The sequence below is a fragment of the Rhodoplanes sp. Z2-YC6860 genome (assembly GCF_001579845.1).
Classification (GTDB): Bacteria; Pseudomonadota; Alphaproteobacteria; order Rhizobiales; family Xanthobacteraceae; genus Z2-YC6860.
The window spans coordinates 4544795-4566463 of record NZ_CP007440.1; the positions used below are offsets into that span (position 1 = coordinate 4544795).

Consider the following 21669-nt stretch of genomic DNA (forward strand, 5'->3'; position numbering starts at 1 on the left):
GTGGGTCCCGCAATATCGCCGTCCAGTCGGTAATATGGGTCGCAGAGGGCGCATTGCGCATGACGTTGTGGGTGCGGTGGCTAAGGGGATTGTGTCTGGTTGGCGCTGTCCTGTCGGGTGGGATCTTGGCGGCCGGATTCGGCGCCGTGGCGACTTCCACTCATGCATTTGCTCAGGCCTCTCAGATCGTCGTTGAGGGCAACCGCCGGGTCGAAGCCGAGACCGTCCGATCCTATTTCCGGACCAATCCGGGTGAGCGGCTCGACAGCTTCAAGATCGACCAGGCGCTGAAGGCGCTATACGCCACTGGCCTGTTCCAGGACGTGCGAATCAACCAGTCGGGCGGCCGGCTGGTCGTCACCGTTATCGAGAATCCGGTGATCAACCGGGTGGCCTTCGAAGGCAACAAGAAGATCAAGGACGACCAACTCGCCAACGAGGTGCAGTCACGCGCCCGTGGCACCTTGTCCCGGCCGACCGTGCAGGCCGACGTGCAGCGGGTCGTGGAGATCTACCGTCGCAACGGCCGTTTCGACATCCGGGTCGAACCCAAGATCATCGATCTGCCGAACAACCGCGTCGACCTCGTCTTCGAGATCCACGAGGGCGAAAAGACCGGCGTGAAGAAGATCATCTTCGTCGGCAACAAGTCTTACGGCGATCAGCGTCTGAAAGACGAAATCAAGACCCAGGAAACGTTCTGGCTGTTTTCGTTCCTGCAGCAGGCGGACATCTACGATCCCGATCGGATCGAGGCGGACCGCGATCTGCTCCGCCGTTTCTACCTCAAGCACGGCTTCGCCGACGTGCGCGTCGTCTCGGCCGTATCGGTCTACGACCCGACCCAGAAGGGCTTCATCGTCACCTATACGATCGAGGAAGGTGACCGCTACAAGTTCGGCAAGGTCAACATCCAGTCCAACATCTCGGTGGTCGAGCCCAACGGACTTTACTCGCGGCTGCGGGCCGCGCCGGGGGCCATCTACAACGCCGAAGCGGTCGAGAAGTCGGTCGAGAATCTCTCCATCGAAGTGGCGCGACGCGGTTATCCGTTTGCGGTGGTGCGCCCCAATGGCGACCGTGATCCGCAAACCAAAACCATCAACGTCGCGTTCGTGATCGACGACGGCCCGCGCATCTACATCGAGCGCATCAATGTGCGCGGCAACACCCGTACCCGCGATTACGTGATCCGCCGCGAGTTCGACGTCGGTGAGGGCGATGCCTACAACCGCGCGCTGATCGATCGCGCCGAACGCCGGCTCAAGAACCTCAACTACTTCAAGAACGTCAAAATCACCAACGAGCCCGGCTCCGCACCCGACCGGATCGTGATCAATGTCGACGTTGAAGAACAGCCCACTGGCGAGTTTTCGATCGCAGGCGGTTATTCGACCGCTGACGGCGCCATGGCCGAGCTCAGCGTCGCAGAGCGAAATCTGCTCGGACAAGGTCAGTACGCGCGCTTCGCCGTGCAATACGGTCAGCGCGCCCGCGGTTTCGAATTGTCGTTCGCCGAGCCGTTCTTCATGGGGTACCGCCTCGGCGTTGGCGTCGATCTTTACGCCAAGCAGACGCTGGCCTCGAACTACATCTCGTATGACAGCTCGACCATCGGCATCGGCTTGCGCGCAGGCTTCCAGCTCAGCGAGGAGCTGTCGTTCCAGGCGCGCTACAACATCTATCGTCAGGAGATCACGCTCCCTGACTATCTGAACAACTGTCAGTTCTCGCAGGCGGCCCTCGACTTCCAGCGCGGCATTGGGCCGGGCGTGCAACCAAGTAATGGGTGCTACTCCGACGGCGAAGCCTCGCTTGCCGTGCGTAAAGAGCTCGCCGCGGGCCCGGTGCTTGTCTCGATGCTCGGCTATACGTTGGCCTACAGCACCCTCGACAACAACCGTAACCCGACCAGCGGCCTCTATGCCGAACTTAAGCAAGACTTTGCCGGCGTCGGCGGCGACGTGAACTTCATCCGCACGACCGGCGAAATGCGCACCTACCACGAGCTCTTCTCGGACGTGGTCGGCGTCTTCAAACTCCAAGGCGGAAATATCGCGGGCTGGGGCAGCAAAGACCTGCGCATGCTGGATCACTTCCAGATGGGTCCGAACCTGGTCCGCGGCTTTGCGCCGGCCGGCATCGGTCCGCGTGACCTGCTCAGCACCAATCAGGATCCGCTGGGCGGCACGATGTTCTGGGGTGCGTCGGTCGAGGCGCAGGCGCCATTCTCCTTCCTGCCGAAGGATGCGGGCCTCAAGGGCGCGGTGTTCGCCGACGTCGGATCGCTCTGGGATTACAAAGGCCCGACCACGTGGGACGTAACCGGTGAAAAGCTCAATCCGGCCGATACGTCGTCGCCGCGGGCCTCGGTCGGTGTCGGCCTGATTTGGAATTCACCGTTCGGTCCGCTGCGCTTCGACTACGCTGTCCCGCTCCTGAAGCAGGACTACGACCGGGTCCAACAGTTCCGGTTCGGTGGCGGCACCAAGTTCTAAGCGTGGTTTGACGCATTCCATGGCACGGCGGGCCGTCAGGCCCGCCCCGGGCAGGCCTTTCGGCGGTCTGGCTCAAAACCGCCTCATCATGCTAATCCGACCGTGTCGGTTCGATCTGGCGGCGCGGCTGCGCAAGGCCATGATCGATCATGGTTTTCGGCCCATCGAGGTCAGGGCCCAGGATCCGGGGGAGATGAACACATGAGCGGCGAGACGGTTGACGCCATCGGCATTCACGAGATTCTCGCCGCGTTGCCGCACCGCTATCCGTTCCTCATGATCGATAAGGTCATCGACATCCGCGGCGACGAGCACGGCATCGGCATCAAGAACGTCACCGTCAACGAGCCGCAGTTCCTCGGCCACTTTCCGAGCACGCCCGTGATGCCGGGGGTGCTGATGCTCGAAGGCATGGCGCAGACCGCGGGCGTGCTCTGCATCCGGTCGCTGCCCGGCGAGGTCAAGCCGACGCTGGTCTATTTCCTGACCATCGACAAAGCCAAGTTCCGCAAGCCGGTGATCCCCGGCGACCGGATCGAGTACCACATGACCCGCCTCAAGCGGCGCAAGAACATGTGGTGGTACCGCGGCGAAGCCAAGGTCGACGGCGAGCTCGTCGCCGAGGCCGAGCTCGGCGCGATGATCGCAGAGGCCTGAAATGCCACGGATCGATCCCTCATCGCGCGTCGCAGACGGCGCCAAGCTTGCCGATGATGTCGAGGTCGGTCCGTTCTGCACCGTTGGGCCGGGCGTGGAATTGCGCGCAGGCGTGCGGCTCCTGTCCCACGTCAATGTCACCGGCGTGACCACCATCGGAGAGCGGACCGTGGTCTATCCGTTCGCCTCGCTCGGCACGCCGCCGCAATCGACCGGCTATCGCGGCGGCGCCACGCGCCTCACCGTCGGCGCCGATTGCCAGCTCCGCGAGGGTGTCACCATCTCGACCGGCACCGAAGACGCTGGCTGGGTCACCAGCGTCGGCGACAAGTGTTTCATGATGGCGAATTCTCACGTCGGCCACGATTGCCATGTCGGCGACAATGTCACCTTCGCCAACGGTGCTTTGCTCGGCGGCCACGTCGAGGTCGGCAACGGCGTGTTCATCGGCGGCAACGCCGCCGTGCATCAGTTTTGCCGGATCGGCGAGGGCGCCATGGTGGGCGGCGTGAGCGGCGTCACCCGCAACATCATTCCGTTCGGCTTCGCGTTCGGTCCGAAAGCCGACCTGGTCGGATTGAACGTTGTCGGTCTCAGGCGCCGGAAATTCTCCCGAAGCGATCTCCATCGCATTCGCGGCGCCTACCAGGCGCTGTTTTTTGGCGCGGAAACCTTCGCAGAGCGCTTCGAACGGATCAGTGCCGAATACGCAAGCGACCCGGTGATCAGCAGGATCGTGACCTTCATCCGCGAAGCCGGAAAGCGTCCATTGATGATGCCGGCCGCAGGTGACGCGGGAGGGTCCGACCCGGACCTCTGACAAGCGCGATGAGCGAGCAAGCGCCGAACACCACATCAGCTCTTGCCATCATCTGTGGCGCGGGGACCCTGCCGTTCGCGCTGGCCGACGCTGCGTCAAAGCGCGGCCGCCGCGTGGTGCTGTTCGCGCTGCGTGGTTGGGCCGACCCGCAGCGCGTTGCGGCCTATCCGCATCACTGGACCTGGATGGGGCAGCTCGACCGCTTCATGCAGATCGCGGCCGAAGAAGGCTGCCGGGACGTGGCCTTCATCGGCTCGGTGACGCGGCCGTCGCTTTGGACCATTCGTCCGGACCTGCGGGTGCTGCGGCTGATGCCGCAACTCATCCGGATCTTTCGCGGCGGCGACGACCACCTGCAATCCGGCATCGGCCGGCTGTTCGAGCAGCACGGCTTCCGGCTGGTCGGCCCAAAGGAGATCGCGCCCGAGCTGATCATGCCGCTCGGCCCGCTCGGCAGCTGCCTGCCCAGCGAACAGGACCGCGCCGATATCGCGCTTGGGCTTGCTTTGCTCAATGCCACGAGCCCCTTCGACATCGGCCAGGCCGTGGTCGTGGCCAACAATCACGTGCTTGCGGTCGAAGGCCCCGAAGGCACCGACCGCACATTGGCCCGCGTGGCGGAGTTGCGCCGCAACGGCCGGTTCCGCTCGTCCTCGGGTGCCGGCGTTCTGATCAAGGCCGCCAAGGTCGGCCAGGATCAGCGCATCGATCTGCCGACCATCGGACCGCGGACCATCGAGGGCGCGGCCGCGGCGGGGCTCGCCGGCGTCGCCGTCGTGGCCGGCTCCACCATCGTGGCCGAGCCTGAGCTGATCGCCGCAACGGCCGATCGCGCGAAACTGTTCGTCACCGGCGTCGAAGCGAGCGGGGTCTCCGTCCCATGAGCGCCGCCGACAGTCAGACCAAATTCGGCACGGCAACCGGAAACGAAAGTTCGCCGGAGCGCCGCGATGAGCTCGAAATATTCCTGATCGCGGTGGAGGAGTCCGGCGACCGCTTGGGTGGCGCGCTGATGCGCGCGCTCAAGCAGCGCGCCAGCGTGCCGCTGCGCTTCACCGGCGTCGGCGGTCGGGAGATGACGGCGGCCGGCCTTGCGAGCCTGCTGCCCATCGAGGATTTTTCCATCATTGGCTTTGCCGCCATCCCGCGTCGGCTGCCGCGCATCCTCACGCACATGTACAAGACGGTCCGTGCCGTGCTGGCGCGACGGCCGCACGCTCTCGTGATCATCGACAGCCCGGGCTACACGCTCCGCGTGGCCCAGTGGGTGCATCGTTTGGACCCCTCGATCCCGATCGTGGACTATGTCTCGCCGTCGGTCTGGGCCTGGCGGTCCGGGCGGGCGCGATCCATGAGCCGTTACATCGATCACGTGCTGGCACTCCTGCCGTTCGAGCCGGGCGTGCACCGGGAGCTCGGCGGCCCGCCCTGCAGCTATGTCGGCCACCCGTTGATTGAGGAGGTCGCGAAGCTCCGCCCGAACGGCGTCGAGGTGATGCGGCGACGCGCCGAGCCGCCGATCATCATTGCCATGCCGGGCAGCCGCAGTGGCGAGATCGAAAAGCTCGCCGGCGTCTTCGGCGAGACGCTGGGCTTGGTGCAGCAACGCGTCGGACCGATCGACGTGGTGGTGCCGACCGTGCCGCATCTGCAGGCCAAGGTGACACTGGCAGCTCAGTCATGGCCGGTCCGGCCGCGCATCGTCGTCGAGCAGGCCGAGAAGCAGGAGGCGATGCGCATGGCACGCGCGGCGCTCGCCAAATCCGGCACCACAACGCTGGAGCTCGCGATCGCGGGCATTCCCATGGTCGCGGCCTACAAGGCGTCGCAGCTCGAGGCGGCCGTGATCCGGCGGCTGGTGCAGGTGCCATCCTACATCCTGGCCAATCTGGTCATCGGCCAGAACATCGTGCCGGAACTGATGCAAGAGGATTGCACGCCCGAAAAGCTTGCCGATGCGCTGGTGCCCCTGATCGGCGACACGTCGGTGCGGCGGCGCCAGATCGAGGCCTTTTCCTGGCTCGACTCCATCATGGAGATCGGCTCGCGGGCGCCGGCCGCGCGTGCCGCGGATATCGTGCTGGGCTCTGTCAGGCGCACCGAAAAACCCTTGCGATAATCGCACCGTCAGCGTGGTTGGCCGAAAGCCGCCAAAGCCGTTAGGCTTCTTCCAACAAGAATGCATCTGGGAGGAGGGGGCGATGGCCGGATTTCGGCTCGGGTGGAGAATTGCAATCGCACTGGCGGCCACGGCGCTGTCCGTCACGATGGCGCAGGCGCAGAGCTGGCCGTCGCGCCCGGTCAAGGTCATCATGGCGACGGCCGCGGGCAGTGCGCCCGACGTGATCGCGCGCATCGTCACCGACCGGCTGTCGCAGCTCTGGGGCCAGCAGGTGCTGATCCTCAACCGTCCCGGCGCCGGCGGGCTCATCGCGCTCCAGGCGCTGGCCGCAGCCGAGCGCGACGGCCATACGCTCTACATGCCGACCTCGTCGTCGCTGGTGGTGCTGCCGGTGACGAACTCCAATCTACCGCTGAACATCGAGCGCGACCTGGCGCCGATCGCCCTCGTCGGCGAACAGCCGTTCGCGATCATCGCGAGCAATTCGCTTGGCATCAGCACATTGCCGGAGCTGGTCGCGCTCGCCAAAAAGAAGCCTGGAGAATTGACCTACGCGGCGAATTTCCGCGGCTCGCTGCCGAACATGACCGGCGAGTCGTTTTCCGAGCGCGCCGGCATCAGCCTGACGTTCGTGCCATACCCCGGCGCATCGCAGGGGCTGCAAGACGTCCTCGGCGGCCGCGTGTCCGTCATCATCGACGGGCTCGCGGCATTCATGAGCCCGATCGCCTCCAATGCCGTCAAGCCGCTCGCCATCACCTCGCCCAAGCGGCTGCCGAACTATCCCGATCTTCCCGCGGTGAACGAAACCGTCGCGGGCTTCGACTCCCGGGGCTGGATTTCGCTCCTGAGCTTTGCCGGCACGCCGGATGACGTGGTGCGCAAGGTCAATGCCGACCTGCGCACGGTGCTCGACGTTCCCGAGGTGCGTCAGAGATTCGAGACGCTCGCCACGTACGTGCGCCACATGACGCCCGCCGAGACGGGCAAATTCATCCGGGACGAGCAGGAGGCCTGGCGGCCGGTGGTCAAGAAGGTCGGCGTGATCTCGCCGTAATCGTCACCGGACGGCCCAATGTAAAAAGGGGCACCGCAAGGGCGCCCCTTTTCGTTTCTGAACTGCAGACGTTACTTGCGGCGCGAGATCGGCGTGTAGTCCCGCTTGGCTTCGCCGGTGTAGAGCTGACGCGGACGGCCGATGCGCTGGCCCGGATCCTCGATCATCTCTTTCCATTGCGCGATCCAGCCGACCGCGCGCGCCACTGCGAACAGCACGGTGAACATCGTGGTCGGGAAGCCCATCGCCTTCAGGGTGATGCCCGAATAGAAGTCGACGTTCGGATAGAGCTTCTTCTCGATGAAGTACTCGTCGTGCAAGGCGATCTTCTCGAGCTCCAGCGCGACCTGCAGCAGCGGATCGTCGCGGTGGCCGGTCTCGCTCAACACCTCGTGCGCGGTCTTCTGCATCAGCTTGGCGCGCGGGTCGTAGTTCTTGTAGACGCGGTGGCCGAAGCCCATCAGACGGAAATTGTCCTTCGGGTCCTTGGCGCGCTTGATGAACTCCGGGATGCGATCGACAGTGCCGATCTCACCCAGCATCTTCAGCGCCGCTTCGTTGGCGCCGCCGTGCGCGGGTCCCCACAGCGCCGCGATACCGGCGGCGATGCAGGCGAACGGGTTTGCGCCGGTCGAGCCGGCGAGGCGGACCGTCGAGGTCGAGGCATTCTGCTCGTGGTCGGCGTGCAGAATGAAGATGCGGTCCATCGCCCGCGCCAGCACCGGATTGGGCTTGTACTCCTCGGCCGGAACCGCAAAGCACATGCGCAGGAAGTTGGTCGCGTAGTCGAGATCGTTCTGCGGATAAACGAACGGCTGGCCGATGTTGTACTTGTAGGCCATCGCAGCGAGCGTCGGCATCTTCGCGATCATGCGGATCGACGCGATCATGCGCTGCGTCGGATCGGTGATGTCGGTGGAGTCGTGATAGAACGCCGACAGGGCGCCGACCGATCCGGTCATCACCGCCATCGGATGAGCGTCGCGGCGGAAGCCCTGGAAGAACCGGCTCATCTGTTCGTGCACCATCGTGTGACGGTTCACGCGATAGTCGAAGTCCGCCTTCTGGGTGGCGGTCGGCAGTTCCCCGTAGAGCAAAAGATAGCAGGTCTCGAGGAAGTCGCCGTGCTCGGCGATCTGCTCGATTGGCACGCCGCGATAGAGCAGCACGCCCTCGTCGCCGTCGATGTAGGTGATCTTGGATTCGCAAGCCCCGGTCGACGTGAAGCCAGGGTCGAACGTAAACATGCCGGACTGGGCATACAGCTTGCCGATGTCGATCACATCCGGCCCGATCGTCCCCGGATAGATCGGGAATGACCAGCTTTTGTCACCGACGGTCAGCGTTCCGGTCTTGGTGTTGGTGCCGGTTTTCGCATCCATGTTTCTACCTCGAGGCCGTCGGCTCCGCTTCTGGACGGTTACAAATCCGGTCAGGTGCGCGGGCGGAGTCCGCGCAAAACGCCCAAAGTTGGGTATCCCATCCCGTTGTGCACCGCAAGGCAGGGGCGGCGCGGGGCTGGCCCCGCTGTCCCATCAGGCGGGCACGGCCTGGTCCTTGAGTCGGGCCAAGCTTTCTTGCCGTCCCAGCACTGCCAGGACGTTGAATATACCTGGGGAGGTTGCCCGGCCGGTCAAGGCGGCCCGCAGCGGCTGCGCGACTGCCCCGAGCTTGGCGCCGATCCGCTCGGCGTAGCTGCGCACCGCCTGTTCGGTGGCTTCGGCGGTCCAAGTGCCGACCGTTTCCAGCACGCCGATGAGGTCGCGCAGCAGCGCCAACGCCTCGGGCGTCAGGAGCGCCTTAGCCTTGTCGTCAAGCGCAAGCGGCCGGTCGGCCCAGATGAAGCTCGCCGCCTCCAGAAGATCGACGAGAGTCTTGGCGCGTTCCTTCAGTTCCGGCATTGCCGTCAGGAGCTGTTCGCGCACCGCGGGGGTGAGCTTCGGCGCCGCGGCCGGCCCATTCGGCAGATAGGGCAGCGCACTATCGAGCGCCGTCAGCAATTCGCCGGGCGACGTCGAGCGCATGTAGTGGCCGTTGAGGCTTTCCAGCTTGGCGAAATCGAAACGCGCCGGCGAGCGGCCGATCTGCGGCAGGTCGAAAGCCGCAATCATCTCCTGCGTCGAAAATATCTCCTGGTCGCCGTGGCTCCAGCCGAGCCGCACCAGGTAGTTGCGCATTGCCGCCGGGAGGTAGCCCATGGCTCGGTAGGCGTCGACGCCGAGCGCGCCGTGACGCTTGGAGAGCTTGGAGCCGTCTGGTCCGTGGATCAGCGGGATATGCGCCATCACCGGCACCTTCCAGCCGAGCGCCTGGTAGATCTGGGTCTGCCGCGCGCCGTTGTTGAGATGGTCGTCGCCGCGGATAATGTGCGTGACGCCCATGTCGTGGTCGTCGACCACAACGGCCAGCATGTAGGTCGGCGTGCCGTCCGAGCGCAGCAGCACGAAGTCGTCGAGGTTCTCGTTCTGCCAGGTGACCCGGCCTTGGACCTGATCCTCGACCACGGTCTCGCCGGTGAGCGGCGCTTTCAACCGGATCGCGGGCTTCGCGCCGGCTGGCGCCTCGGCCGGATCGCGGTCGCGCCAGCGGCCGTCGTAGAGCCGCGTCTTGCCCTCGGCGCGTGCCTTCTCGCGCATGACCGTCAATTCGTCGGGCGTGGCGTAGCAGCGATAGGCCGTACCCGCAGCGAGCATCTGCTCGACCACCTCGCGGTGCCGTTCGACGCGGGAAAACTGGAAGATCGCTTCGCCGTCCCAATCGAGGCCCAGCCATTTGAGGCCGTCGAAAATAGCGTCGATCGCCTCCTTGGTGGAGCGCTCGCGGTCGGTGTCCTCGATCCGCAGCAGCATCTTGCCGCCGTAGCGGCGTGCGTACAGCCAGTTGAATAGCGCGGTGCGCCCTCCACCGATGTGTAGGAAGCCGGTGGGCGAAGGTGCGAATCGGGTGACGACGGGTTCAGTCATATCGGGCGGGGACTTGATCCTCAGGTGCGTTCAATTTCGCGATCCCTGTATCACAGTTGACGACCTATATCTCCAGAAGGAGCAGTTTCCACCGCAATCGCATGCCCTGGCCCTTGGAGTTTAAGGGCCCCATGGGAACGGCTCCAGAAGGTTAGCCCAGAACAGGTAGCCCAGGACTTGGCGTGCTGGTACGGATTTGGCAATACACCGCGCAAAATCGGCGCAGACTGGATATCGGCATGACGAATGCGACAGCGGCTATAGCAGAAGGCGGGCGCGACTTCATCCGCGACATCGTCCAGTCCGACCTTGATTCCAAGAAGCACGCCACGGTGGTGACCCGGTTCCCGCCGGAGCCGAATGGTTACCTGCACATCGGTCACGCCAAGTCGATTTGTCTCAACTTCGGCATCGCCGAGGAGTTCGGCGGCCGCTGCCATCTGCGGTTCGACGACACCAATCCCGCCAAGGAGGAGCAGGAATACATCGACGCCATCGAGCGCGACGTGCGCTGGCTTGGCTTCGATTGGGGCAAGCACCTCTATCACGCCTCCGACTATTTCGACCGGCTCTACGAGTGGGCCGAACTGCTGATCAAGGCCGGCAAAGCTTACGTCGACGATCAGACTCCGGAGGAGATGCGGATCAACCGCGGCACGCTGACCGAACCTGGCAAGAACAGCCCGTTCCGCGACCGCAGCCTCGACGAGAACCTCGACCTGTTCCGCCGCATGAAGGCCGGGGAGTTTGGCAACGGCGCCCGCGTGCTGCGCGCCAAGATCGACATGACGTCGGGCAACATCAACCTGCGCGATCCGACGCTCTACCGGATCGTGAAGGCGCCGCACCCGCGCACCGGCACCAAGTGGTCGATCTATCCGAGCTACGATTTCGCCCACGGTCAGTCGGACGCGATCGAGGGCATCACGCACTCGATCTGCACATTGGAGTTCGAAGATCACAGGCCGCTTTACGACTGGTTCCTGGACAACCTGCCGGTGCCTTCGAAGCCGCACCAGTACGAGATGGCCCGCCTGAACCTGACCTACACGGTGCTGTCGAAGCGCGTGCTGACGACGCTGGTCCGTGACGGCCACGTCAAAGGCTGGGACGATCCGCGGATGCCGACGCTTGCCGGCCTGCGCCGCCGCGGCGTGCCGCCGGGCGCGCTGCGCGATTTCATCAAGCGGATCGGCGTCGCCAAAGCCAACAGTATCGTCGACGCCGGCATGCTCGATTTCTCGATCCGCGAGGCGCTGAACAAAACCGCGCTGCGCCGGATGGCGGTGCTGCGCCCGCTCAAAATCGTGATCGAGAACTATCCGGAAGGGCAGAGCGAGGAGCTCGAAGCCGTCAACCATCCCGACGATCCGGCTGCGGGCTCGCGCAAGATCAAGTTCGGCCGTGAGCTCTATATCGAGCAGGACGACTTCATGGAGAACCCGCCAAAGAAGTTCTTCCGGCTGTCTCCGGGCGCTGAAGTTCGCTTCCGCTACGCCTATTTCATCACTTGCCGCGAGGCGGTGAAGAACGACAAGGGCGAGGTCGTCGAGCTGCGCTGCACCTACGATCCGGCGACGCGCGGCGGCAACGCGCCGGACGGCCGCAAGGTCAAGGCGACCATCCACTGGGTCTCGGCCGCGGATTCCAAGCCCGCCGAGGTGCGGATCTACAACCCGCTGTTCAGCAAGCCCGATCCGACCGGCGGAGAGGGCTTCACCAAGGACCTCAGCCCTAACTCTCTGGAGGTTTTGGCCGACGCCCGCGTGGAACGGGTGCTGGCAGAGCCTTCCAACACCGCCGAACCGGTGCAATTCGAGCGGCAGGGCTATTTCGTCCGCGACCCGGACTCGACGCCCGACCGTCCGGTGTTCAACCGCACCGTCGGATTGCGTGATACCTTCGCCAAGGAGGTCGGCAAAGGCTGACCCTCCGGACGCGCTCCCGGCAGGACCGCGCCCGGCGGTGACCGCGTTCGGGCGCGTTGCGTATGACGGATTGGGGCAGGGATGGCCGCGGCGGCAGCCGTGGCCGGGTCGGCATTCCAAGTGTCAGAACTTGGGACGGCGAGGCTGCGCGCCGCCGTGCGGTGGCGGTCGCCAGCCGTTGGCCCGGTCTCGGGCGGGCGGTTGCTGACCGCCTGCGCGACTGGGCCATCGCCGAAACCGGACCGGGACGCCTGCTGCCGTGGTTGCCCGTCGCATTCGGCCTCGGCATCGCGATCTACTTCACAGCCGAGCGCGAGCCCGTCTGGTGGGCGGCCGCAGCGCTTGCCGCGATCTGCGCGGGCGGCGCGATCCTCGCCCGCCGCCACGCCATCGCATTTCCAGTGCTGCTGGCCGCTGCGGCCATAGCGTCCGGCTTCGCTGTCGCGACGCTCAAAACCTTGCGCATCACCCATCCGGTGCTGACACGGCCCGCCAGCAACATCGCGATCGGCGGCTTCGTCGAAGTCCGCGAGGAGCGCGAGAAGACCGACCGGATCGTGGTCCGCGCCATGTCTATCGAAGGCCAGCGGCTGGAACAGAAGCTCGAGCGCGTGCGGGTTTCGATCCGCAAAGGCACCGCGCCTCCGGTCGGTGCTTACATCACATTCCGCGCGAGACTGATGCCGCCGCTCGAGCCATTGCGGCCCGGCGGCTACGACTTCGCCCGGGACCTCTATTTCCAGGGAATCGGTGCCACGGGCTTTGCGCTCGGCGCAATCAAGATCGCCGAGCCGCCGGCACAACCGGGCTTCTGGCTGAACTACGCGGCGATCGTGCAGGGCATCCGTGACACGCTCGACGCCCGCATCCGCGCCGTGATCCCGGGCGACCAGGGCTCGATCGCATCGGCGCTGATCACCGGCAAGCGCGATGCGATCAGCACGCCGGTCAACGACGCGATGTACATTTCGAGCCTCGCGCACGTTCTGTCGATCTCCGGCTATCACATGGCCGTGGTCGCGGGCGTTGTGTTCTTCGTACTGCGCGCGCTTCTTGCGCTGGTGCCTTCGCTCGCGCGGCGGAAGCCGATCAAGAAATGGTCCGCGGCCGGAGCGCTCATCGCGACAGCGGCGTATCTTTTGTTGTCGGGCGTGGAAGTCGCGGCTCAGCGTTCCTTCATCATGACGGCCATCGTGCTGGTCGGCGTGATGGCGGATCGGACCGCGCTGACGCTGCGTACGATTGCCATTGCCGCCATCGTGGTGTTGGTGGTGGCGCCGCAATCGGTCGTTCATCCGAGCTTCCAGATGTCGTTTGCGGCGACGCTCGCGCTGATCGCGACCTACGAGCGCGGCTTGCCTTGGATGACCAGCGCCAACAGTTCGCATGTCAGCCGCGCGGCGATGTGGGGTGCGCGCGAGATCGTCACGCTCATTCTGGCATCTCTCGTTGCAGGCCTCGCGACCACACCCTATGCGGCCTATCACTTTCATCGCATCGCGCCATACGGCGTGCTCGCCAATCTGCTGGCCATGCCGATTGTCTCGGCGTGGGTGATGCCGATGGGCCTGCTGGCGCTCGTCGCTGCGCCATTCGGCTTCGACGGTCCGCTTTGGACCCTGATGGGCCATGGGCTCGACTGGATGATCGCGGTTGCGATGTACGTCGCGAGCCTGCCTGGGGCGGTCGGACGGATGCCGGCGTTTGGAACGGCTCCATTGCTTCTGTGCACAGGCGGGCTCTTGGTCCTGTGTCTTCTGAAGACGCCACTGCGCTTCGCAGGCGCCATCCTGGTGGTCGTTTCATGCATTTGGGCGATCCGGACACCGCAGCCGGACGTGCTGATCTCGCCCGACGGACAGGCCGTCGCGGTGCGCGGCGCCGATGGTCGGCTGGCGATCAAACGCACCGGCCGCGACGCCTTCGCCGCCAAAGAATGGCTCGCCGCCGACGGTGACGAGCGGACACCCAATGACAAGACGTTGGATCGAGGCTTCCGCTGTGACGAGCTGGGTTGCATGGCCAGATTGGCCGACGGCAAACTTGTCTCGGCCGTAACCTCGGCAGACGCCTTCGAGGAGGACTGCCGCAAGGCCGCGCTGGTCGTGACGGCCCGCAATGCGCCGCCGGCCTGCGCCGCCACGATCGTCGACCGTAACGCCGCCCACGCCCGTGGCGCGATGGCGCTGCGCAGGAACGGCGAGGGCTGGGACATCACCGCGGCGCGGCCCGCGGGTCAGGACCGGCCATGGGCCCGCGGTGTTGCGACCAGCGAGGAAACAACAACCGCGGCGGCACGGCAAAGAACGACGCCGCGCGATGCCACACCGAAGCCGGAAGATCTGGAAGCCGGCGACTGATCCCGGTCAGTAGCGCCGGAACAGGCCCACCATCTTGCCTTGGATGCGCACCCGCGTCGGCGGAAGAATGCGCACCTCGTAGGACGCGTTCGCGGGCTCGAGCGCGATCGAGGCGCCTCTGCGGCGAAAACGCTTCAAGGTCGCTTCTTCCTCGTCGATCAAGGCGACGACGATATCGCCAGTGTCGGCAGCCTCGGTCTTCTTGATCAGCACCGTGTCGCCTTCGAGGATGCCGGCCTCGATCATCGAGTCGCCGCGCACCTCGAGGGCGAAATGCTCGCCCGTGCTCAGCATATCGGGTGGCATGCTGATGACGTGGCTCTTGCTCTGGATCGCCTCGATCGGCGTGCCGGCGGCGATGCGCCCCATCACCGGGATCGCGACCGGTCGGCCGTTGTCGTCCTCGGAGGCGGCCTGTGCCCGCACTTTGCCGAGATTGCCCTCGATGACGCTCGGCGTGAAACCTCTGCGGCCCACGCCCTGGCTCACCGGCTCCGGCAGCTTGATCACCTCGATGGCGCGCGCACGGTTCGGTAGGCGGCGGATGAACCCGCGCTCTTCCAGGGCGGTGATCAGCCTGTGAATTCCGGACTTGGACCGCAGGTCGAGGGCGTCCTTCATCTCGTCGAATGACGGCGGGACGCCGGCTTCCTTCAACCGCTCATGAATGAAACGGAGCAGTTCAAATTGTTTGCGGGTCAGCATCGGGTGGGTTCCTCCGGCCGTTTCCAACCGCCCCAAGCGGTAGAAAACAAATCATGAACGGACACTATATGTTCTATCCTTGTTCCGCAACCCTTTAATTTGGCGTGAACAAGTCGAAGGAACGCTAAAACGGCCGCGTAAGCCTAAGGATCGAACAACGACTTCCCGCAGGAGCTGCAGGCTCGAATGGCTCGCGAATCAAGAGACAGTCTGCGTTTGCGAGGACTGCCATCATCGACGAATCCTGCGTCTTGGCCGGCGTGACGACCGGAACCCCGTCAGGGCCCGGCACGAGCGTCGCGCGCATGTAGTCGGCCCGTTCGTCGTTTTCGGGCAGCGCCACGCCGAGCTTTGCCGATTCGGGCGCAGCCGACAGATCGCTGCGGCCCGCCAGCCGCCGGAGCAGCGGCACCAGAAACAGGAACGAGCAGACATAGGCCGAAACCGGGTTGCCCGGCATGCCAAGCACATGCATGGAGCCGAGCTTGCCGTTCATCATCGGCCGGCCAGGACGAAGCGCCACGCGCCAGAACGACAGGTCCAAGCCCTCGGCCTTGAGCCCGCGCTGCACCAGGTCGTAATCGCCGACCGAGGCGCCGCCGGTCGTCAGCAGCACGTCGGCGCCGCTCGCTCGCGCTCTGCGAATGGCCTCGACCGTGGCCTCGACTTTGTCCGGCACGATGCCAATGTCAGTGACCGTCGCGCCTTCGTTCCGCGCCAATGCCATCAGCGCGAAGCCGTTGGAATAGACGATCTCGCCGGCGCCCAATTTGCTGCCCGGCGGCTTGAGCTCATCGCCGGTGGCCAGCACCGCGACCTTGGGCCGCCGATGCACCGGCAACGTGGGATGGCTCATGGCAGCGGCAAGCATCACGTCGCGATCGCTGAGACGCCGGCCGCGCGGCAGCAGCACCTGGCCGTCCTTGAAGTCGAGGCCGGCGCGGCGGATGTGCCGTCCGGCCGGCGAGGGGGTGTCGACCGTGATCCGATCGCCGTCGCGCTTGGTGTTCTCCTGGATGACGATGGTGTCGGCCCCGGGCGGCACCACGCCGCCGGTGAATATCCGCGCAGCCTCGCCGGCATGCACCTCGCCGCTGAACGGCCGGCCGGCCGCGACTTCGCCGACCAGTTTCAAATCGACCGGCACCTTCGCGACGTCGGCGGCCTTCACCGCATAGCCGTCCATCGCCGACATGTCGGCCGGCGGCTGGGTGCGGAGCGCGGCGACGTCCGCTGCCAGCACGCGGCCTTCGGCCTCGACCAGCGGCGCATTTTCAGCAGGCAACGGTTCAACGCCATCGAGCACGCGCTTCAGCGCGTCGGCCACCAGCAGCAAGGACGCCATACCTAACCTTTCGACGACTTTTCGTTGGGCTCGTGCCCTTCGGCGCGATAAGTGCCCGATTTGCCGCCGGTCTTCTCCAAGAGCCGGATGCCTTCGATCCGCATGCCTTTCTCGACCGCCTTCACCATGTCGTAGATCGTGAGACAGGCGACCGATGCCGCGGTCAGCGCCTCCATCTCGACGCCGGTCTGGCCCGTCACCTTCACGGTTGCCTGCACGACGAAGCCGGGCAGCCGATGGTCGGGCTCGATGTCGATGGCGACCTTGGTGATCGGCAGCGGATGACAGAGCGGAATGAGCTGGTGCGTGCGCTTGGCCGCCATAATGCCGGCGATGCGGGCCGCGCCCAGCACGTCGCCTTTCACGGCATTGCCGTTGAGCACGATGTCGAGCGTTTCAGTCTGCATCACGATATGGCCTTCGGCCACAGCCACCCGCTCGGTCGTGTCCTTGCCCGAGACGTCGACCATCCGCGCCTCGCCACCCGCGCCGAGATGCGACAGCTTGGCTGCGGGCTTCTCGGCTGCGGGTTGCTTGGCGCTGGATTTTCTGGCCATGGGCCTATCTCGCGATCGCCTCGGCTGGAGCGCGTGCGAGCAGCGCGCGCGTTGCCGCCGTCACGTCAGCCTGCCGCATCAGGCTTTCGCCGACCAGGAAGGTCTTGATGCCGACTGCGGAAAGCCGCGCGAGATCGGCCGGCGTGTGGATGCCGCTCTCGCCGACGATGATCTTGCCGGCCGGCACCTGCGGCGCGAGCCGCTCGCTGACGGCAAGCGAGGTCTTGAACACCTTGAGATCGCGGTTGTTGATGCCAAACAGCCGCGTCTTGAGTTTCGATGCGCGCGCAAGCTCGTCCTCGTTGTGCACCTCAACGAGCACGTCCATGCCGAACGAGAAGGCCGCGTCTTCGAGCTCTTTGGCGCAGACGTCGTCGACGCAGGCCATGATGACCAGGATGCAGTCGCCGCCCATCGCGCGGGCTTCCGCCACCTGATAGGGCTCGAACATGAAGTCCTTGCGGATGGCCGGCAGCGAGCAGGCGGCCCGCGCCGCCGTCAGAAACTCCGGCTTGCCCTGGAACGACGGTGCGTCCGTCAGCACCGACAGACACGCAGCGCCGCCGGCCTCGTAGGCACGCGCGAGCGCCGGCGGATCGAAATCCGGACGAATGAGGCCTGCCGATGGACTCGCCTTCTTGATCTCGGCGATCAGGGCGTAGTCGCCAAGGCTGACGCGACGCTCGATATTCTTGAGAAAACCGCGCGGGGCAGGGGCGGCCTTCGCCGCCGCCTCGACCACCGCGTAAGACCGCTCGCGCTTGGCTGCGGCGATTTCCTCGCGCTTGTAGGCCTCGATCTTTTTCAGGATGTCGGTCATTGCTCGTTCGAGACCCTGATCAGGCGTTGCAGCCGCCCCTCAGCCTCGCCGCTATCGAGCGACTTCGCGGCCATCGCCGCACCGTCTTTCAAGTCCTTCGCCTTGCCGGCGACGATCAGCGCTGCCGCAGCATTGAAGATTGCGATGTCCCTGTAGGGCCCCTTGTTGCCTTTTAGCACAGCCATCAGAGCCGCAGCATTTGCGTCGGCGTCGCCGCCGCGCAACATCTCAGGCTTGGAGCGCGTCACGCCGATGTCTTCTGGATTGACCTCGAAGGTGCGGACGTTGCCGTTCTCCAGCGCCGCGACGTGCGTCGGGCCGGACGTGGTGATCTCGTCGAGACCGTCGGAGCCGTGGCAGACCCAAGCGGCCTCCGAGCCGAGCATCTTGAGCACCTGGGCCACCGGCTCGATCCATTGCCGCGAGAACACGCCGACCATCTGGCGCTTCACGCTCGCCGGATTGGAGATGGGCCCTAGCAGGTTGAAGATCGTTCGCGTCGCGAGTTCGACGCGGGTCGCAGCGACGTTCTTCGTGGCCGGGTGATGCGCCGGCGCGAACATGAAGCCGATGCCGGCCTCGTAGATGCAGCGGGTGATCTCGTCGGGCCGCAGATCGATCTTGACGCCGAGCGCGCCGAGCACGTCGGCCGCGCCGGACTTCGACGACAGCGCGCGATTGCCGTGCTTGGCGACGGGCACGCCGACGCCGGCAACGATCAGCGCCGCGCAGGTCGAGACGTTGTAGGAGCCTGAGCCATCGCCGCCGGTGCCGACCACATCGATGGCGTCAGGTGGCGCCGCGACCTTGGTCATCTTCGAGCGCATGGTGGTGGCCGCGCCCGCGATCTCGTCGACGGTTTCGCCGCGCACCCGCATGCCCATCAAAAGGCCGCCCATCTGCGAGGGCGTCGCTTCGCCCGACATCATACGGTCGAAAGCGACCGCGGCTTCATCGCGCGACAGGGCCGAGCCCGCGGCAACCTTGGCGATGAGCCCCCTCAATTCGTCGCTCACAACCGTCTCCTCACTCAATGCACATGTTGACGGCCGCGCGCAGCGTTCCATTGCGCGGCGATTTCGAGAAAGTTCTTCAGCATCAGATGGCCGTGCTCGGAGGCGATGCTTTCCGGATGGAATTGCACGCCGTGCACCGGCCGCGATTTGTGCGCGAGCCCCATGACAAGGCCGTCGTCCGTCTCGGCCGTCACGTCGAGATTGTCTGGCATGCTCTGCCGCTCGACCACCAGCGAGTGATAGCGCGTCGCTTTGAAAGGCCCATTGATGCCGCGGAATACGCTGGCGCCCTCGTGGCGCACCTCGGACAACTTGCCATGCACCGGCTGCGGCGCCCGCACCACCTTGCCGCCGAACGCCTGGCCGATCGACTGGTGGCCGAGACAAACCCCGAGGATGGGGATGGCCGGCGAGGCCTGCTCGATCAACTCGAGGCAGATGCCGGCCTCATTGGGCGTGCAGGGGCCAGGCGACAGCACAATGGCTTCGGGATTGAGCGACAGCACATCGGCGACCGCGATCTTGTCATTGCGATGCACGGCCACGTCGGCTCCAAGCCCGCCCAGGTAGTGGACGAGATTGAAGGTGAAGCTGTCGTAATTGTCGACCAGCACGATCATGGTCATTTCTCTAGCACGTTTCGGGTCTTAGAGGGGGCAAAGGGAGGGGTCAAGCGAACCGGGCAAGAAGCCCTCGGGTTGGCCGGAGCCATGCCATTTCGTGACCTCCTGCGCTCTGGCGTCGCGCGAACAGTCACTTTCAGCATCCATGCAGGCGTGATTCATCGGCCCCTTCAAAGCAGGCACGGGGCCAGCGCCTCTATTCTTCCTCGTCCCTCACATGAGTGAGGGCGCGGAGCGCCGGTTGGCGCTACGTGGTCGTCGGCACCCTTGGGAGGTGCCGCGGGCTTTTTGCGAAGCCCGCTCGCCTCCCGGCGCTCCACTTGTGGCGATTTATTGCGAGGCCACCGTTCGAGATTCGATCGGACCGGCTGGGCTTTCACCCACCATGCTCCAGGGGGCATTTGCGCCCGCTTTCACCCGACCGCGCCCTGCCACTGAAGGCGGCCCCCTCATCGGGGACGGACGATGACCTCGCACCCTGGGACGTGGTCACGAGCCACGCCTGCAGGCGCCACACCCCGCTCCGCCAAATAGACGTCTCTAGATGACGCCCTCAACGAACGAGGCAAATTCGCGTCTACACGTGATTTGCGAGAATGCAAACAAGTATTCGAGTGTGCGGGATTGGCTGAGATCGACGCGAAACGCTCTACTCCGAGCCAGCGATGCCGGCCTGCCGCACCACTTGACCCCAGCGGGCGATCTCGGCTGCGAGGAAGCGCTGCAACTCGTCAGGCGGCGGCGTCTCGACCGGGATGACGGAGTTGTTCGCCATCGCTTCGCGGACGTCAGGCAACGTCGCGATGGTCTTCATCTCGGTGTTCAGCCTGTCGACGATGGGCTTCGGCGTTGCGGCCGGCAGCGCCAGCATCACCCAGGCCGCCGCATCGAAACCCGGCACGCCCGCTTCAGCGAGCGGCGGAACGTTCGGAATGGATGGCAGCCGGTCCAGTGTCGACACACCCAGCGGGCGGACCTTGCGCTCCTTGATCAACGGCAATCCGGACGGATCGGAGAACACCACCTGGATGTGGCCGGCGACGAGATCAGTCATCGCCGGCACATTGCCGCGATAGGGAACATGGATCATCTCAATGCCGGCCTTGGTCTTCAGCAACTCCGTGAACAGATGATGCGGCGAGCCCGGTCCGGCTGTCCCGTAAGACAGTTCTCCCGGCTTGTCCTTGGCGTACTTGATCAGCTCGGGCACCGAATTCACTGGAAGGGACAAATTGACCGCCAGCGTGAACGGGCTGTTGGCGACATGCGCCACGGGGACGAAATCCTTCAACGGATCGTAGGGGAGTGCCTTGTGCACCGTGACGTTGATGGCGAGCGCGGAGCTGCTCGCGAGCAGCATCGTGTAGCCATCGGGTGTCGCCTTGGCCACGGCCGAGGTGCCGATCACCATGCCGGCTCCGGTCCTGTTCTCGATGACGAACGGCTGACCCAGGCGATCCGAAAGCTTCTGCGCGACCAGCCGCGCGATGGTGTCGATGGAGCCGCCCGCCGCGACCGGAACGATGATGGTAACAGGCCGGGACGGATAGTCCTGCGCCGGCGTCTTGTCACAGAACGCAACGAGCAGAAGCAACGCGAGCGCGCACTGAACGCAGTTCCGGAATGTCGTCATGTCCTCATGCCTTCTCGACAAGATGTTTTGTCGAGAAGGCTGAGCAAAACTCACGCCAGCGGCTCAGGGCGGAAGCGAACCATCAAGGGAGGCATTTCCGGCGTCGCCGGACAGTTCCTGTGCCTCAAGGAAGGCCGTGACGCCTCAAAACCATGCGCTCACGGGATGCCCCCCCGATTAGGCTCCTGTCCGCGGCCTGCGGTGCTCGCAATGGCGGTCAGTTCGACTGTGTCGTGCAACCTTTGACGTAAGCCGGGCGCTTGAAGAGCGGCACCTTCTCGGCCTTCGCCTTGGCGCGACACTCGGCGCGCTTTTTGCGTTTCACCGCTTCTCTCTTTTGCATCCCTTCGCGCATCCAGCGCGGCGCCGTGACGCGGTCGGGTTTCATCCCCGTAACCGCTGCCGTGTCAGGAGCGGCACTCTGGGCGATGCTGTCAGGCGAGCCGACGAACGACATCGCGGCGACGATGGCAACGAAGAACAATGCGCGTTTCATGATATCGGCCCCGTTTCAGTTCTCAGACTGTACCGGCGGTCGGACGACTGCACCAGTCGTCGAACGCAT

At 65.1% G+C, this 21669-nt stretch carries 18 protein-coding genes; 8 read left to right on the forward strand and 10 right to left on the reverse strand.

The window, feature by feature from the left end:
- Nucleotides 1–59: 59 nt before the first annotated feature.
- From bamA to RHPLAN_RS21150, 6 genes are all read left to right on the forward strand, one after another.
- Complete coding sequence (bamA, locus tag RHPLAN_RS21120; RefSeq protein ID WP_068021570.1) at nucleotides 60–2498, forward strand: outer membrane protein assembly factor BamA; 2439 nt, start codon at nucleotides 60–62, stop codon at nucleotides 2496–2498.
- Between the two features lie 201 nt (nucleotides 2499–2699).
- On the forward strand, nucleotides 2700–3155 hold the full coding sequence (gene fabZ / locus RHPLAN_RS21130) for a 3-hydroxyacyl-ACP dehydratase FabZ (protein WP_068021574.1): 456 nt from the start codon (nucleotides 2700–2702) through the stop codon (nucleotides 3153–3155).
- A 1-nt stretch (nucleotide 3156) separates the two neighbouring features.
- Nucleotides 3157–3975, forward strand: coding sequence for an acyl-ACP--UDP-N-acetylglucosamine O-acyltransferase (gene lpxA, locus RHPLAN_RS21135; protein WP_068021576.1), 819 nt, complete (start codon nucleotides 3157–3159; stop codon nucleotides 3973–3975).
- An 8-nt stretch (nucleotides 3976–3983) separates the two neighbouring features.
- Complete coding sequence (locus RHPLAN_RS21140) at nucleotides 3984–4859, forward strand: LpxI family protein (RefSeq protein ID WP_157100395.1); 876 nt, start codon at nucleotides 3984–3986, stop codon at nucleotides 4857–4859.
- Nucleotides 4856–6094: a lipid-A-disaccharide synthase gene (gene lpxB / locus RHPLAN_RS21145; protein ID WP_084245295.1), complete on the forward strand. Its 1239-nt coding sequence runs from the start codon at nucleotides 4856–4858 to the stop codon at nucleotides 6092–6094. Before RHPLAN_RS21140 ends, lpxB begins: the two co-directional genes overlap by 4 nt.
- Nucleotides 6095–6176: 82 nt before the next feature.
- The gene (locus RHPLAN_RS21150; RefSeq protein WP_068021580.1) at nucleotides 6177–7154 is read left to right on the forward strand and encodes a Bug family tripartite tricarboxylate transporter substrate binding protein; all 978 of its coding nucleotides are present in this window, start codon (nucleotides 6177–6179) and stop codon (nucleotides 7152–7154) included.
- Between the two features lie 71 nt (nucleotides 7155–7225).
- Here the strand turns inward: RHPLAN_RS21150 and gltA are convergent, their stop codons facing one another.
- Nucleotides 7226–8536: a citrate synthase gene (gene gltA, locus RHPLAN_RS21155; protein ID WP_068021582.1), complete on the reverse strand. Its 1311-nt coding sequence runs from the start codon at nucleotides 8534–8536 to the stop codon at nucleotides 7226–7228.
- Between the two features lie 153 nt (nucleotides 8537–8689).
- Complete coding sequence (gene gltX, locus RHPLAN_RS21160; protein WP_068021584.1) at nucleotides 8690–10117, reverse strand: glutamate--tRNA ligase; 1428 nt, start codon at nucleotides 10115–10117, stop codon at nucleotides 8690–8692.
- Nucleotides 10118–10356: 239 nt separating this feature from the next.
- On the opposite strand from gltX, the gene RHPLAN_RS21165 reads away from it, so the two are divergent.
- Nucleotides 10357–12045 carry a glutamine--tRNA ligase/YqeY domain fusion protein gene (locus RHPLAN_RS21165; protein ID WP_068021587.1) on the forward strand — a complete coding sequence of 563 codons (1689 nt, stop codon included), beginning with the start codon at nucleotides 10357–10359 and terminating at the stop codon, nucleotides 12043–12045.
- Nucleotides 12046–12107: 62 nt separating this feature from the next.
- Entirely contained in the window at nucleotides 12108–14405 is a 2298-nt protein-coding gene (locus RHPLAN_RS21170) for a ComEC/Rec2 family competence protein (protein WP_068021589.1), read from the forward strand.
- A 6-nt stretch (nucleotides 14406–14411) separates the two neighbouring features.
- Here the strand turns inward: RHPLAN_RS21170 and lexA are convergent, their stop codons facing one another.
- The 8 genes from lexA to RHPLAN_RS21210 all read right to left on the reverse strand — a co-directional run bounded on the left by lexA (nucleotide 14412) and on the right by RHPLAN_RS21210 (nucleotide 21600).
- Nucleotides 14412–15110: a transcriptional repressor LexA gene (gene lexA, locus RHPLAN_RS21175; protein ID WP_068021592.1), complete on the reverse strand. Its 699-nt coding sequence runs from the start codon at nucleotides 15108–15110 to the stop codon at nucleotides 14412–14414.
- A gap of 124 nt (nucleotides 15111–15234) precedes the next feature.
- Entirely contained in the window at nucleotides 15235–16455 is a 1221-nt protein-coding gene (locus tag RHPLAN_RS21180) for a molybdopterin molybdotransferase MoeA (RefSeq protein ID WP_068021594.1), read from the reverse strand.
- A gap of 2 nt (nucleotides 16456–16457) precedes the next feature.
- A complete protein-coding gene (gene moaC, locus RHPLAN_RS21185) occupies nucleotides 16458–17012 on the reverse strand; it encodes a cyclic pyranopterin monophosphate synthase MoaC (protein ID WP_068021596.1) in 555 nt (184 codons plus the stop codon).
- 4 nt (nucleotides 17013–17016) lie between these two features.
- Nucleotides 17017–17832: an indole-3-glycerol phosphate synthase TrpC gene (gene trpC, locus RHPLAN_RS21190; protein WP_068021599.1), complete on the reverse strand. Its 816-nt coding sequence runs from the start codon at nucleotides 17830–17832 to the stop codon at nucleotides 17017–17019.
- Nucleotides 17829–18848: an anthranilate phosphoribosyltransferase gene (trpD, locus tag RHPLAN_RS21195; protein WP_442971780.1), complete on the reverse strand. Its 1020-nt coding sequence runs from the start codon at nucleotides 18846–18848 to the stop codon at nucleotides 17829–17831. The genes trpC and trpD overlap by 4 nt, the downstream gene beginning before the upstream one ends.
- Before the next feature lie 14 nt (nucleotides 18849–18862).
- Nucleotides 18863–19474 (reverse strand): anthranilate synthase component II, encoded by a 612-nt coding sequence (locus RHPLAN_RS21200; protein ID WP_068021603.1) that lies wholly within the window; start codon nucleotides 19472–19474, stop codon nucleotides 18863–18865.
- A 646-nt stretch (nucleotides 19475–20120) separates the two neighbouring features.
- A complete protein-coding gene (locus tag RHPLAN_RS21205) occupies nucleotides 20121–21104 on the reverse strand; it encodes a Bug family tripartite tricarboxylate transporter substrate binding protein (protein WP_068021605.1) in 984 nt (327 codons plus the stop codon).
- A 217-nt stretch (nucleotides 21105–21321) separates the two neighbouring features.
- The gene (locus RHPLAN_RS21210) at nucleotides 21322–21600 is read right to left on the reverse strand and encodes a hypothetical protein (protein ID WP_068021607.1); all 279 of its coding nucleotides are present in this window, start codon (nucleotides 21598–21600) and stop codon (nucleotides 21322–21324) included.
- Nucleotides 21601–21669: the final 69 nt, after the last annotated feature.